Origin of the sequence: Vibrio sp. 14N.309.X.WAT.E.F5, assembly GCF_030397615.1 — a bacterium.
In the GTDB taxonomy this organism is placed as follows: domain Bacteria; phylum Pseudomonadota; class Gammaproteobacteria; order Enterobacterales; family Vibrionaceae; genus Vibrio; species Vibrio lentus.
The window spans coordinates 246,693-262,528 of the sequence record NZ_JAPNXR010000004.1; the positions used below are offsets into that span (position 1 = coordinate 246,693).

10 protein-coding genes are annotated in these 15,836 nt (G+C 45.6%); 1 reads left to right on the forward strand and 9 read right to left on the reverse strand.

Translation table 11 applies throughout. From position 1 onward, the window contains the following. Positions 1–57: 57 nt before the first annotated feature. Complete coding sequence (gene rapA, locus OW495_RS07340) at positions 58–2,967, reverse strand: RNA polymerase-associated protein RapA (protein ID WP_102513556.1); 2,910 nt, start codon at positions 2,965–2,967, stop codon at positions 58–60. 456 nt (positions 2,968–3,423) lie between these two features. Between rapA and OW495_RS07345 the strand changes: the two genes are divergently transcribed. Beyond that, positions 3,424–4,803 (forward strand): PhoH family protein, encoded by a 1,380-nt coding sequence (locus OW495_RS07345; RefSeq protein ID WP_289885802.1) that lies wholly within the window; start codon positions 3,424–3,426, stop codon positions 4,801–4,803. Positions 4,804–4,923: 120 nt separating this feature from the next. Here the strand turns inward: OW495_RS07345 and tldD are convergent, their stop codons facing one another. The 8 genes from tldD to OW495_RS07385 form a co-directional block, all read right to left on the reverse strand. After that, positions 4,924–6,369, reverse strand: coding sequence for a metalloprotease TldD (gene tldD / locus OW495_RS07350; RefSeq protein ID WP_102513558.1), 1,446 nt, complete (start codon positions 6,367–6,369; stop codon positions 4,924–4,926). 19 nt (positions 6,370–6,388) lie between these two features. Beyond that, positions 6,389–7,201 (reverse strand): carbon-nitrogen hydrolase family protein, encoded by an 813-nt coding sequence (locus OW495_RS07355; RefSeq protein ID WP_099167454.1) that lies wholly within the window; start codon positions 7,199–7,201, stop codon positions 6,389–6,391. A gap of 74 nt (positions 7,202–7,275) precedes the next feature. Then, a complete protein-coding gene (locus tag OW495_RS07360) occupies positions 7,276–11,148 on the reverse strand; it encodes a YhdP family protein (RefSeq protein WP_102513559.1) in 3,873 nt (1,290 codons plus the stop codon). 10 nt (positions 11,149–11,158) lie between these two features. Next, a complete protein-coding gene (gene rng, locus OW495_RS07365) occupies positions 11,159–12,628 on the reverse strand; it encodes a ribonuclease G (protein ID WP_017105386.1) in 1,470 nt (489 codons plus the stop codon). A 20-nt stretch (positions 12,629–12,648) separates the two neighbouring features. Next, positions 12,649–13,272, reverse strand: coding sequence for a Maf family protein (locus OW495_RS07370; RefSeq protein ID WP_102513576.1), 624 nt, complete (start codon positions 13,270–13,272; stop codon positions 12,649–12,651). A gap of 7 nt (positions 13,273–13,279) precedes the next feature. Further along, on the reverse strand, positions 13,280–13,768 hold the full coding sequence (gene mreD / locus OW495_RS07375; RefSeq protein WP_017073030.1) for a rod shape-determining protein MreD: 489 nt from the start codon (positions 13,766–13,768) through the stop codon (positions 13,280–13,282). Then, on the reverse strand, positions 13,758–14,645 hold the full coding sequence (gene mreC, locus OW495_RS07380; RefSeq protein WP_017109347.1) for a rod shape-determining protein MreC: 888 nt from the start codon (positions 14,643–14,645) through the stop codon (positions 13,758–13,760). The genes mreD and mreC overlap by 11 nt, the downstream gene beginning before the upstream one ends. Positions 14,646–14,739: 94 nt before the next feature. Then, entirely contained in the window at positions 14,740–15,783 is a 1,044-nt protein-coding gene (locus tag OW495_RS07385) for a rod shape-determining protein (protein ID WP_017062957.1), read from the reverse strand. Positions 15,784–15,836: the final 53 nt, after the last annotated feature.

A 15,836-nucleotide genomic window follows, 5' to 3' on the forward strand; every position in this document is an offset into this window, starting at 1 on the left:
AAATAAGGCCTTCATGATGAAGGCCTTATTTCGTTAAAGCATTTAGCTAATTCAAAACTAGTTGTGAGAAACCACAATCAAACGTAGCGAATCAAGCTGAACCTGAGCCTTGCTGATGTAACCCGTCAGTTCATTGATTTGAGCTTCGATAACCTCTAGCTCTTCATCACGAATGTTAGGGTTAACCGCTTTAAGCGCTTGTAGACGCTCTAACTCACCGTTCAAGTTAGTTTGCATATCTTTCTGAGCTTGTTGACGAACTTCTTCAACCTTCGGCAGTACATGCGTCTCACCGGCTTCGATTAGCTTGTGAATCTCACCTTGTACCGAGTTCACTAGCTTGCTCGCTAAATGACGGTTTACCGGACTTAGTTGACGGTTAAAGCTATCGAATTCAACCTGAGCAGATAAATCGTTACCACGACCATCCATCATCAAACGAATCGGCGTCTTAGGTAAGAACTGGCTGATACCGCTGCGCTTTGGCGCTTGTGCATCAACAAGGTAAACCAACTCAAGTAGAATAGTACCCACTGGCAACGCTTTGTTCTTCAGTAGAGATACCGCAGACGCACCCACACATTCACTCAATAGCAGATCAATACCGCCCTGAATCATTGGGTGTTCCCAGCTAATGAAGTTCATATCTTCACGAGAAAGCGCTGTTTCACGGTCAAACGTGATCGTTGCACCTTCATAAGGTAAGCCTGGGTAGCTTGGCACCATCATGTGTTCAGAAGGTGTCACGACTAATGCATTTTCACCCTTATCATCTTGGTTCAGACCAATGGTATCAAACAGGCTCAGTGCAAAAGACACTAGGTTAGTATCACCATCAGTAGACGCGATTTTTTCTGCAATCTCATGGGCTTTATCGCCACCATTTGAATGCATCTCTAGTAGGCGATCTCGGCCTTTTTCTAGATCCGATTTCAGGCTTTGATTGAGCTTCGCTGATTCTTCAATGACTTCATCAAGCTGATCGGTATTACCAGAAGCCAGCATTTCAATCAGTACATCAGAATACTTATCGTAAACTGTGCGACCAGTAGGACAAGTCTCTGCGAATGCATTCAGCCCTTCATCGAACCAACGCGCTAGAATCGCTTGCGATGTGCCTTTTAGGTAAGGGACATGAATGTCGATATCACGAAGCTGACCGATACGGTCCAAACGACCAATACGTTGTTCAAGCAAATCTGGGTTAAACGGAAGATCGAACATCACTAACTGGTTAGCAAATTGGAAGTTACGACCTTCAGAACCGATTTCGCTACAGATAAGCACCTGAGCGCCGCCCTCTTCTTGAGCAAAGTAAGCCGCAGCTTTATCACGCTCTAGAATCGACATGCCTTCGTGGAATACCGTTGCACGCACACCTTCACGCTCACGCAGAGCTTGTTCCAGTTGCAGAGCCGTACTCGCACGCGACGCGATCACTAGGATCTTTTCGCTGCGCTTGTCTTGGATCTTTTCAATCAACCAGTTAACACGAGAATCGAACTGCCACCAGCTTGAGTCTTCACCTTCAAACTCTTGGAAGATCTCTTCTGGGTACAACATCTTCATTGCACGAGCTTCTGGCGCCATCTTGCCACCGATCATGCCTGATACACGCATCGAGGTGGTGTACTGCGTTGGGATGTCCATCGGCAGTAGGTTTACATTACGCTTAGGGAAGCCTTTGATTGCAGCACGCGTGTTTCTGAATAGAACACGACCTGTACCATGGCGATCCATAAGGTTATCAATCAGTTCTTGGCGAGCTAACGCTTGCTCTTCTTCGCTGCTGTCGCCTTCGATAACGCGGAATAGAGGCTCAACATCTTGCTCAGATAGAAGTTCTGTAATTTGGTTCTTCGCGCTGTTTTCAAGCTTCACGCCAGAGAACAATGCCGTTACAGCATCAGCAACAGGGGCGTATTGGTCTTCTTCTTCAACGAATGCTTCGTAATCGTAGAAGCGATCAGGATCAAGCAGACGCAGACGCGCAAAGTGGCTCTCACGACCAAGCTGTTCAGGGGTCGCTGTCAGTAGTAGTACACCAGATGTATTTTCAGCTAAGCCTTCAACCACTTGGTATTCACGGCTTGGCTTATCTTGGCTCCACTCAAGGTGGTGTGCTTCATCGACAACCAATAGGTCCCATTCACCTTCAAGAGCTTGCTCGTAACGCTTGCGGCTCTTGCGTAGGAAGTCCAGTGAACACAGAACGTATTGTTGAGTATCAAATGGGTTATCTGATTCTGCAAAAGACTCAATGCAGCGCTCTTCATCAAAGATAGAAAAGTGCAGGTTGAAACGACGCATCATCTCTACAAGCCATTGATGTTGTAGCGTTTCAGGCACCACAATCAGAATACGTTCAGCACGGCCAGACAACACCTGTTGGTGGATGATCATGCCCGCTTCGATGGTTTTACCTAGGCCAACTTCATCGGCAAGTAAAACACGCGGAGCGTGACGACGACCCACTTCATGAGCAATGTAAAGCTGATGAGGGATAAGACCTGCACGCATACCACACAAGCCGCGCATTGGGCTTTTATGTTGTTGGTATTGATTGCTTAAAGCGCGGTAGCGCAAGACAAAGTTATCCATGCGATCAATTTGACCTGCATACAATTTATCTTGCGGTTTATTAAAACGGATTTGGTTGCTTAAGAAGATTTCTCGTAGAGTCACATCCGCTTCTTGAGTATCTTCACGAGTACCCATGTAAGTCAGAATGCCTTTGTCTTCGATCACTTGCTCAACCGATAAAGACCAACCCTCTTGGCACTCGATGACGTCGCCTACATTAAACGTTACTCGGGTTACGGGAGCATCCGTTCGTGCATACACACGATTCTCTTCTGATGCTGCAAACATTACTGTCACTGTTCGAGCATCCATTGCTACAACGGTACCTAAACCTAAATCGCTCTCCGTATCGCTTATCCAGCGTTGCCCCAAAGCAAATGTCATGAATCGACTACCTCAATCTTATAGTTGGAATTTGGTCTTTTTAACTACATTGTTATCAGAATTTTCTGACTCTCAAAATAAAAATATAGCTAAAAATGCCTAATTTGCAGCCACTTTTAAAGTGCGCTTAAGATAAAAATCATCTTAAGGAAATGGTGCAGAAAAAGGTCGCTAATCTTACTCGATGCTGTGATTTAGGTCACGTCTAAAGGCTGCTATTTCACGCTTTTTTTCTGTTTTCGCCAATGCAATCAAACTGTCAAAAATTCATGGTTACTCTAGAGGGAGTAGATAAGTTATTTCGAGCAGACTCTTCATATTTGAGCTATTACTACTAGAGGTAGGATCTACTCGGTGTACTTTTGATAAGTGCTTGATAGTAATGCCGTCAAACACATCAAGAGTTTGCTAGCGTTCAATCAACCCATTCGAGCCACGTGGTGGCAAGGAGATGCTATGGGCGATACCAATCGGAAATTATTTGTTCTAGATACCAATATCTTACTTCACGAACCCTTTGCTATATTTTCGTTTCAGGAACACGATGTCGTCATCCCTATGACGGTACTCGAAGAACTCGACAGAATTAAGGACAGTAAACGCGATGTTGCTCGCGATGCCAGAGTCGCAATCAGAGCATTAGAAGATCTTTTCCATGACGCAACCCCAGACAAAATATCCGAAGGCATTCCTTTCTCAACCGATGTAAGCGCTTCAGGCACTATTTCAATACTCGCAGACTACGAACTCCAAGAAAGCATTAAAGCCTTTGCCGACGATAAGGCTGGTGACAATCGCATTCTCAATGGTGTGTTGTACTTACAAAATAAACGCGCGCCACGAGAAGTGGTACTCATTACCAAAGACATCAACATGCGCTTACGAGCCAAAGGTGCTGGTGTACGCTTTGTTGAGGACTACCAAACCGACCAATTAATTGATGACGTTCAATATCTCACTAAGGGCTTTCAACAGCTTGAAGGTTCATTTTGGGATGGTATAGACAATGTTGAGAGTAAGAGTCTAGGAGGGAAAACACTGCACACCCTCGCAAGAACACCATTCGAACCTACGTTCATCAATCAATACATTATTGATCAAGACAGTGACTTTGCTGCTCGTGTCGAAGAGATTGAACCAGAAACCATCACCCTGCGAGACCTAAGCCGAGAACGATTGATGAACCGCAGGGCGTGGGACATTACGCCAAAGAACATCTACCAAGGCATGGCGATTGATGCGTTACTTGATCCCGATATTGATTTGGTGATTTTAACCGGTGCTGCGGGGAGCGGGAAAACCTTGTTAGCCATGGCTGCCGCCCTTGAACAAACCATTGAGCGCAAACATTTCGATAAGATCATCGTAACCCGAAATACACCTGACATCGGCGAATCCATTGGTTTTCTTCCCGGAACCGAGGAAGAGAAGATGTTGCCTTGGTTAGCTGCGGTGACCGATACGCTCGAAGCGCTGCACAAGAATGATCACTGCACCGAAGGATCGATGAAATACATCTGCGATAAAGCCAATATCCAGTTCAAATCGATCAACTTCATGCGTGGACGCTCGATCCAGAATGCGTTTGTACTGCTGGATGAGTGCCAGAACCTCACCGCTTCGCAAATCAAAACCATCATTACTCGTTGTGGTGAAGGCACCAAAATTGTCTGTTCAGGAAACCTGGCTCAGATAGATTCTTCTTACTTAACCCCTGTGACATCAGGCCTCACCTACATGGTCGAGCGTTTTAAAAACTTCGAAGGCAGTACCAATATCCACCTCAATGGAGTAGTGCGTAGCCGACTAGCCGAGTTTGCTGAAGAGAACATGTAGACAGTTATATTTGTTCGCTAAATCAGTAACCTAAAAACAAAAAAGCGCCTCACATTGGAGGCGCTTTCAATCTATTTTATGACGAGAGATTTTGAAGCTAACTCGTGCTGCTGACCTGAATTACTCAGTACCACCAACCGTTAGTGAGTCTAGTTTCAATGTTGGTTGACCAACACCGACAGGCACACTTTGACCAGCCTTACCACACACACCAACACCACGGTCGATGCTTAGGTCATTACCAACCATAGATACTTGCTGCATCGCTTCGATACCAGAACCGATTAGCGTTGCGCCTTTCACTGGGTGAGTGATCTTACCGTTTTCAATCATGTACGCTTCAGAAGCCGAGAACACGAACTTACCAGAAGTAATATCAACCTGACCACCACCGAAGTTCGGTGCGTAGATGCCTTTATCAACCGTAGCAATGATCTCTTCCGGTGTGTGCTCACCCGGTAGCATGTATGTGTTGGTCATACGCGGCATTGGAAGATGTGCGTAAGACTCACGACGTCCGTTACCTGTTGGTGCTACACCCATTAGGCGAGCATTCAACTTGTCTTGCATGTAGCCTTTTAGGATGCCGTTTTCGATTAGTGTGTTGTACTGGCCATTCACACCTTCATCATCCACGTTCAATGAACCACGAAGATCAGTCAATGTACCGTCATCAACAATCGTACATAGGCTTGAAGTGACTTGCTCGCCTACCTTGCCAGAAAACACTGAAGATTCTTTACGGTTAAAGTCACCTTCTAAACCGTGACCCACTGCTTCATGTAGAAGAACACCCGGCCAACCAGAACCCAGAACAACTGGCATTGCGCCCGCAGGAGCAGCGACAGCCTCAAGATTAACTAGCGCTTGGCGAATAGCCTCATCAGCAAATTGGTAAGCAACTTGAGAGCCATCAACATCACTTAAGAAGAAATCGTAACCAAAACGACCACCGCCACCAGCGCTGCCACGTTCACGACGATCGCCTTTCTGCGCAAGTACGCTGATTGATAGACGAACTAACGGGCGAATATCACCAGCGAAAGTGCCGTCAGTCGCGGCAACAAGCATCTGCTCGTGTACACCGCTTAGACTCACTGATACTTCAGTGATCATAGGTTCTTTGGTGCGAATGTAAGCATCAAGTGCTTTTAGTAATTCTGTTTTCTGCTGTTTTTCCCAGCTTGCTAGCGGGTTAACTGCGTCATAGTAAGCTTGGTTCGAGTTACGCTTGAATGCATGGACTTTACCGTTCTGACCTTGCTTCGCAATACCACGAGCTGCAATTGCACTCTGCTTAAGACCATCCAATTGGATTTGATCTGAATAAGCAAAACCGGTTTTTTCGCCAGATACTGCACGAACACCAACACCGCAGTCGATATTAAAAGAGCCATCTTTAATAATGCTATCTTCTAGTACCAACGACTCGTGCCAGCTCGATTGGAAATAGATATCAGCATAATCAATTTGGCGGGTAGCAATGCTCGCCAGTGTATCTGCGATATTTTGCTCCGTCAGCCCTGTCGGGTTTAGTAGCGCTTCTTCAATTTGATTAATGCTCATAAATGGCTCTTGTTTAAAATTAAAATTGATTGGTAAATCGAGAGTGCTGCGCTATTGGCATATTCTGCCTGATCGATTCGCAACTGGATGTGTCTATCTCAACCACCATACTTTTAGGGTCTTGGTCTAACTGTGCGACCACTCGCCCCCATGGATCAACCACCATCGAGTGTCCCCATGTTTCTCTTTGGCAAGGATGCTTTCCTCCTTGCCCTACCGCGACAATCCAAGACTGAGTCTCGATGGCACGGCATCTTAATAAAGCTTCCCAATGTGCTTGGCCAGTAACAGCGGTAAACGCTGCGGGAACCACGATGATCTGCGCCCCTTGCTTGCGTAACTCTGAATACAAGTGAGGGAAGCGCACATCATAACAAATACTCAAACCTAAGCGACCAAAAGGCGTTTCCGTTGTCACAACTCGGTCACCCGGCGTGAAAATATCGGACTCGCGATAACATTTATGGGCATCAGCCACATCCACGTCAAACATATGCAGCTTATCGTAATGAGTCACTAGAGCGCCAAAATCATCAATAACCAATGTAGTCGTGGTGACGCCTGCAGCCGTTCGGATTGGCATGCTACCGACAACGATCCAAACACGGTGTCGCTTTGCTAGCTCTGATAGTTTCTGCTGCAAAGGTCCATTATTCAGAGGTTCTGCATATTGGTGATAATCGGCTTTATTGCCGAACACTAATGCATTCTCAGGACAAACAACCCACTTCGCCCCTAACGCTTTGCACTTTGCTACCTCGTGTTCAAGGTAATCAAGGTTCTGCTCAGGAACTGGGCCTGAAGTCATTTGAATCAATCCAACACAATCCATGTGCACCGCTTCTCCATTCATTATGATTCAGAAATCCGAATTTAGCCGCAAATAAACTGACTCGCATCTAACGACTATTCCGCTAATTTCCTCAGTTTCTCTGGTAACTGAAACTCACCTGAGCTACGCGAAAGCTCGCTGACTACTGGCGAATCCAGCGGCCCTTTTACTGAATAATTTACTTGAGTAAAGACCTCAACAACCGGTGAAATAACCGTGGTCACCGCCAATACATACAGCGCCGTTTGTGGGGTTACCGCAAACGCCGTTAATACTGGGATGCCTGACGTGATATCTGGAGTGAAGTTGACCTCTGCATCGACCTGACGAGTGTTCAGATTCGCGATACCTTTAATCTTCATCTCACCAGCAACCGCATCCATGTTCAGATCATTGGTTAAGAAGATACCATTTTGGATTTCGCCAGTACCTGTAATACTGTTGAATGCCATGCCTTTATCAAACACATCAGAGAAATCGAGCTGCATCTTACGGATAATTGAATCTAGACTAAACAGGCCAAGTAATCGAGCCGCGCCACTTACGTCCGAGATGAAGCCTTTACCCAGCTTGGTTTTAACGTTGCCGTCAATGGTATCCATTTGAATACCCCACGGGGAACCGTCCCACTCAAGCTGACCTTCCAATGCAAAAGGTGCTTTTTGAATCCCGGAAGTGATACCGAAGCGCTCCATTAACTCACTGTTATTTTCACCTTCGACATCAATAGATAACGATGAATGACTCTTATCACCATTCAGAGCCCACCAGCCGCTCACATCGGCTTTATTGTTTCCGCTTCGGACTTGAATCTTGCTCCACTCAATACGATCATCTTGCCTTGCTAGCTCAACATCGACCTTACCGACTTTATAGCCTTGTAACCAAAAATCGTTCAGTGTGAGCTTAAGATTAGGCATCGCATCATAGATCTTTTTATCGAGTTCAGAGATCAAGGGTGCTTCTTGCTCTTTTCGTTGCAGCAGTTGTTCTTGGTTTGCTTTATCACTCCACTCAGGAACGAACAAATGCAGGCGATCTAGAGACACCGTTAAGTCGTAAGGGGGCAAATAATTGATATCCCCTTCAATCTCTTGGCTAGAAACTTCCATCTGCCACGCTTGCTTGTTCTTGCGAGCACTAAAATCGACATCATTCCAAGCTATGCCGCCTAAGATCAGCTCTTTACTCTCAAAAGTAATACGGCTAGGTGCTGGAATGGTTGGCGTATTCATTTGGCTAAGTACAGCGGTTGATGGCTTCACCGGTTCCATCACAACCGACAACCAATCATCGGCATTAAATTTATCAGTACGGATTAAGGCATGATGCCCAACAACAGGACTAATTTTATAACCACCACGCCCCAACACTAAATTGGTTGCAGTCAGCTTGGGAACCTCACCCGTAATATCAATTTCAGCCTGATACTTGGTATTCGGCAGTTGCAGACGCGCAGTAATAGCTTCTTGGTTGCCCGAGGCTTGTAGCCTAGCAGAACCACTCTCCAAGGATTTTTTCGCCAATGGATAAGGGTAATCACTGGCTAAATACTTAAGATCTGACTGTAAGTCTAACTGGTAACTGAAACCTATATCGTTGAGCTGAATATCAATCTGACTTTGCCATTGCGCATGACCCGATAGGCGACTCAACCACTGTTCGCCAATATAAGGCTCTAGAGGTTTCACGTCCCAATCACCTAAAACATCGATATCTACCGCATAACCAGGACCGTCATTAAGGCCTTTAAAATCAACAGAGATGCCTTGTTTTAGTAGGTCAGCGGCTAAGCCATTCGCCGTGATTACATCATTATCAAACTCAATACGTCCGGTGGTGTTTTCGAGCACCATTGGCGGAGCTTCAATCTCAACATGGTTATCTTTAAGATCGGCATAGCCCCACGCTCTTGGCTCTTTTTCGGAATCAAACGGAATATTGAGTTGGAATTCAGACGATACATCACCACTCACTTGCAGCGCCGTTAACGCAGCACCCACAGAGTCGACCAATGGCGAGGCCGTCATATAATCACGAACCGCATTACCCGAAGCCGTAGCCTTCGCTTCAATCTCGATATGACCGCCTTCCCCTAAGTAAGGAATACGCCCAGTAATACGGTCAGCCGTTACGTCCATCAATTGAGCAGAGCGCGAATCAAGATGCATCGCATCATTTTCAAACAGGAGATCAAGCTGAAGATCGGTAATCAGTGGCCACGCCGTATCAAAACTGAACTTCGCGTTTTCTAGGCCAACCCAAACTTGGAAGATCCCATCATGGTGAGTATATGGGTATTGACCCAGCTCGCCGTGCCATAACAATTTCACCGTATCGGCTTTGCCCGCTTGAATCGCAGTTGAAAGGTAATCGGTTAGATCTTGCCCAAGTGCCAACGTCGGTAAATAACGCCATGTTTCGCCGACATTGTAAGCGTCCGCTTCACCGTAGAAAGACAAGAAAGGGCTAGCATCATTCGGGAAGTCCAAACGAAATGCACCTAAGACTTGTAAGTCTGGCGTTGCTGCGGTGATCTTATCTGACCAAAGCTTCCAGCCGTTTTCATCTTGCTGCCAAACAATATCAACCTGACCTTGCTTGATATTGAGAGGCGCTTGGAATACGTCGCCATAAGGGAACACATCATCAATAACGTGCAAACTGGCTTTCGCTTGTGATGCAGAACCAAACACGCTGCCTGATACTTGGCTAAAGCCCGGGACGAGTTCCCATTGCTCGATGGCAAGATCACTAAAGCTCGCTGAATAACGTAAGCTTTCGATGTCTGAATCCATTGAGACTCGAATATCAGAAACTGATCCACCCGGCTTCAACGAATTGATCATTTTGGTTGATTGCGCAGAATCTGGCATCAACTTGATTAACGGGGTAATAGTTTCCACATCAAGTTCAGAAACATTAAGTTCCCACGGGCCTTTATTCCATTTGAAGGCAACATCGAGTTCAGGCCAAGGCCTATCATCAGTTCTAAGGTTAAGTGAGTGACCATTCACTTGCCAACCATCATCAATGGGAGACAACTTAAAAACGCCTGATTCAAACATCAAATCATGTTGGCCATCTTCGTTCCAGCTCAACTCCGAAGGCAGCACTTCTACGTAGGCATTTACCGGCTTGCTGTTTTGCAGGGTAACCCAACTATTCAAGCTAACCGTGCCCGTTTCTATACCGGATTCAGCCTGCATGTAACGGGTTAACCATGGTTTAACCGAGATATTGTCTGCACTCACATAGAACTCACCAGTTACGTCGGTCAATGAGCCACCATCGACAAAGTTAGCGCTTACTGACAACGAGTTAAGATTGGCGTCTTTAATGCTAACCACACCTTCCGCGAGGTGGTGCTTACCTGAGTTTTTCCACTTTAAGGTTTCGATATCGAGCTGACGTTCTTCATCAGAGATGGTTCGATAAAGAAGAGAGGAATCTTTGGCGGTCACATCCACTAACGTTTTGAGGAGTAAGTTATCCAGCTCTTGCATCACCCGCTTTGAAGAGCCTGATTTTTTAGGTTTATCTTTGCCGTTCTGACCGGCAAACAGATCAACCGAACGTATATCCAGATACATTCGATTCATTACAAGGTCGGCAACAACAGGGCGCATCTGTACCAGAGATTGAATCAAATCAAATTCAACTTCGACACGTTCGACAGAGAAGGTTACATCTTCAGCATTAGGAAGACGGGCTTGAACGCCTTGCAGCGCAATAGAGGGATGAGTGTTACGCCAAAAGCCACCCACATCTTGAATAGAAAACTCAAAACCGGAATGTTGGTTTACCCAAAGCTCAATTTCAGATTGATACTTATTTAAATTGGGCAAGGCGACACGCAGTGTAGTCACAGCAATGGCTAGCGTTACTAAGAGAGTAACCACTAACCACAGACACGTACGTAAAATCAGAGTAACACTAGAACTCACAAAATATCCATTACATCATAACGACATCAAACTGCTCTTGTATGTACAGAGGCTCAGCCTGAATTTTCACTTGTTTACCAATAAAGACTTCAAGCTCAGCAAGCGCATGAGACTCTTCACCCTCTAATGCCTCGGCAACCGCTGCTGCCGCATAAACCACGAACTTATCCGCATCGTACGCACGATTTACACGAGTAATTTCTCGAAGTATTTCATAACAAACGGTTTCGACTGTCTTCACACTGCCACGACCTTCACAGGCAGGACAGCTAGAACACAGAATATGCTCAATACTTTCACGGGTACGTTTACGAGTCATCTCAACCAAACCAAGCTGTGTGAAGCCATTAATGTTGGTTTTCACACGGTCTTTATCGAGCGCCGCTTCTAAAGAAGTTAGTACTCGCTTACGGTGTTCTTCAGACAACATATCAATAAAGTCGATAATGATGATGCCACCTAAATTACGCAGGCGAAGTTGACGAGCAATAGCTTGTGTCGCTTCTACGTTGGTATTAAAAATCGTCTCTTCTAGATTACGACGACCAACAAAGGCACCAGTATTGATGTCGACGGTGGTCATCGCTTCTGTTTGGTCGATAATCAGATACCCACCAGACTTCAATTCTACTTTACGATCCAGTGAACGTTGAATCTCATTCTCCGTGTCATACATATCGAAGATGGGTTTATCACCTTCGTATAGCTCAAGCTTGTCGGTAAGCTCAGGTACATACTCCGAAGTAAACTCTTTCAGATTTTCAAATTCGAGTCGAGAATCGACCTGAATCTTACTCAGCTCAGTACCCACAAAATCACGTAAGATACGCTGACTTAAACACAGTTCACCATATAAGCGCGTGCGGGCCTTATGCTTGCCACGGCGCTCGACTACCTTGAGCCACAAACGCTTCAAGAAAGCAGCATCTTGCTCAAGCTCATGAAAATCAGCGCCTTCAGCGGCAGTACGGATGATAAAACCACCGTGCTCATCACAGTAACGAGATACGGCTTTTTTAAGACGATTACGTTCTGACTCGCTTTCAATACGCTGGGAAACACCGACATGACTTGCTCCCGGCATAAACACCAAGTAACGAGATGGCAAGGTGATATCAGTCGTTAAACGAGCGCCTTTTGTTCCAAGAGGATCTTTAACAACCTGAACCACAATATCCTGACCTTGACGAACAAGCTCAGAAATATCACGGACCTGAAACTGCTTCTTTTCATTTTCAGCAACACATTCAGTGTGCGGAACAATGTCTGAGGCATGTAAAAATGCTGCTTTCTCAAGGCCTATATCCACAAATGCAGCCTGCATTCCAGGAAGAACACGGCTTACACGTCCTTTATAGATATTTCCTACGATACCGCGTCGAGCATCTCGTTCGACATGGATCTCTTGAAGAGCTCCCCCTTCAATCATGGCCACACGAGTTTCACTCGGGGTCACGTTCAGCAACAATTCAGCACTCATGGTGCACCTCAGATTAGTAATTATAAGAATTCTTGCAGTAGCTGGTCCGTTTCAAACAAAGGTAAGCCGACAACGGCGTAATAACTACCTTCAATTCGGGTGACAAAGCGTCCACCCAAACCTTGAATCCCATAGCTACCGGCTTTGTCGCATGGCTCCCCTGTTTGCCAGTATTGTTCTATTTCTTTTTCACTGAGGGGTTTAAACCATACGTCGGTAATAATGATTTCTGTTTTTTGTTTTTCAGCAGAAACGACAGAAACGGCCGTCATTACTTGATGACGTTCATTCGCTAACTGAGTAAGCATACGCTTAGAATCAGCAAGGTCTGCAGGCTTCTCGAGCACTTGTCCTTGGCTTACGACTACGGTATCAGAACCGAGTACAACAGCATCTAAGCTAGGAACTACAGTATCAGAACCAGGAACGACATGCTGCTCTTCAGAAGCATTAACTTGTAATAAAGAAAGTGCCGCTAAGGCCTTATCTAAAGATAGTCGCTTAACGTACTCTTCGGCGGTTTCTTGGGTGTGTTTACACTCTTCCACATTAGTCACAAGGACAGAAAACTCATAACCAAGTTGGGATAGCAATTCTTTGCGGCGTGGTGAACCGGATGCCAAAACTAAATGTTTCTTTTCCATTGTCATATTACCTCACATGCCAATGGCGACGGACTCGTCTCATTAATAAAAACATCCACGGCCAAAGTATACAGTTAATCAATGCGCTCCATAGCGATAATGGATTAAAAACGACATCTTGGATCAAATATTCACCAAAGAAGATCAATACCTCGAACAATACCGTCAAAGCCGCGATGATCATCGCTTGTTGCCACAACGCCATGTTACGGATTACCAGGAAGTTCATCGCAATAATGTACATCACAATTGCCATCATCATCCCTCGAATGCCTAACGTCGAACCGATCAAAAGATCCCACAATAAGCCTAAAATCAAAGCGCTACCCACGTTAACACGGTGAGGTAAAGCTAACACCCAGTAACAAGTCACCAATAGTAACCAAGATGGTCTGAATAGATCCAAACTACCGGGCCAAGGGATCGTTTGCAGAATAAGCGCTATCAAAAATGAGCAACCAATTACTACCTTGCTTCTTAAAACGCTATTGGCCATCTTCGCCCTCTAACAATGCTTGTTCTATGCTGGATTGTTCCGCTTGCATCTGTTTGTTTTCATCAGGCCATACAAGCAGCAAGTACCTGAGCTTATCAAACTCAACCACTGGTTCTGCTTTGATAACGGCGAACTCACGTTTCGGGTCGTAATCAACCGCAGAAACATAAGCCACTGGATAACCTTCTGGATATACCCCACCCAAACCAGAGGTCACAAGTAGATCTTCTTCTTGAATATCAGTACTGGTTGGAATGTGTTCTAGCTGAATCTCATCGATGTTGCCATTACCCGAAGCGATCACACGAATGTCGTTACGAATAACCTGCACGGGAATCGCATTGTTGGCATCAGTGAGTAGAAGGACACGACTATTATGAGCAGCAACGAAGGTAACTTGACCGACAATGCCTTTCTCGTTGATCACCGGTTGACCTTCATATACTCCATCAATCTGACCTTTGTCGATCACGACTTGGTGACGATAGGGTGAAGTATCAACGGCCATAACTTCTGTGACGACTTTCTTCTCATCACGGATAAACGGTGAGCCTAATAGCTTACGAAGGCGCTTGTTTTCCTCTTGATATTGCTCAAGCAGAATCAGCTCGCTCTTCAGGCGCAAGACTTCTCGTTTAATATTATGGTTGGATTCGATTAGCCCTTTGCGAGTGCTAAAACGGTCGTATACACCATCGAACATAGTGCGAGGCAAGTTGGCTGCATACTGGATAGGCGCAACCATGCTGTTCAATAGATAGCGGACATTTGAGAAAGCATCTAAACGACTATCAGCCAGCATAAGGCTGGCTGATAAAATTACAGCAAAAAACAGGCGCAATTGTAGAGAGGGACCTCTACCAAAAATTGGCTTCATTCTATATTTGGTCCTAGAGCTACATTTGATCCTATAGACAAGGTCCTAGGCTCTTTACATAAAACTAGATAAGAAAAGAGCCTAACACTAGATATTATTCTTCGCTGAACAGATCGCCGCCGTGCATGTCGATCATCTCTAGGGCTTTACCGCCACCTAGAGCAACACACGTTAGTGGCTCTTCTGCAACAACAACAGGGATGCCTGTTTCTTCTGTTAGCAGACGATCAAGGTCTTTAAGCAGTGCACCACCACCAGTTAGTACCATACCGTTTTCTGAGATATCAGAAGCCAGCTCTGGTGGACACTGTTCAAGTGCAACCATGACTGCAGATACGATGCCAGATAGAGGCTCTTGAAGCGCTTCAAGGATTTCGTTTGAGTTTAGGCTAAAGCTACGAGGAACACCTTCTGCAAGGTTACGACCACGCACTTCGATCTCTTCCACTTCATCGCCAGGGTAAGCTGAACCGATTTCGTGTTTGATCTTCTCTGCTGTCGCTTCACCGATCAAGCTGCCGTAGTTACGACGAACGTAGTTGATGATCGCTTCATCAAAACGGTCACCACCAATACGAACAGAAGACGAGTAAACCACACCGTTCAGTGAGATAACCGCAACTTCAGTAGTACCACCACCGATATCAACCACCATTGAACCTGTTGGCTCAGATACGCGTAGGCCAGCACCAATCGCTGCAGCCATAGGCTCATCGATAAGGTAAACCTCACGAGCACCAGCACCCAGCGCTGATTCACGGATAGCACGACGCTCAACTTGCGTTGAACCACAAGGAACACAAACCAAGACACGAGGACTTGGTTTAAGAACACTGTTGTCATGCACTTGTTTGATGAAATGCTGAAGCATTTTTTCGGTTACGTAAAAGTCGGCAATTACACCGTCTTTCATCGGACGGATCGCTGAGATGTTACCAGGCGTACGACCAAGCATTTGCTTAGCAGCGTGACCAACAGCAGCGACACTCTTTGCAGAACCCGCGCGATCTTGGCGAATAGCTACAACTGAAGGCTCATCAAGAACAATGCCTTGGCCTTTTACATATATAAGGGTATTGGCTGTACCTAAATCAATCGATAGGTCGTTTGAAAACATGCCACGAAGTTTTTTAAACATATTCTTCGCTCATCCTGCAAGAATTAGAAGACAAAAATTGCACTAAATGTACC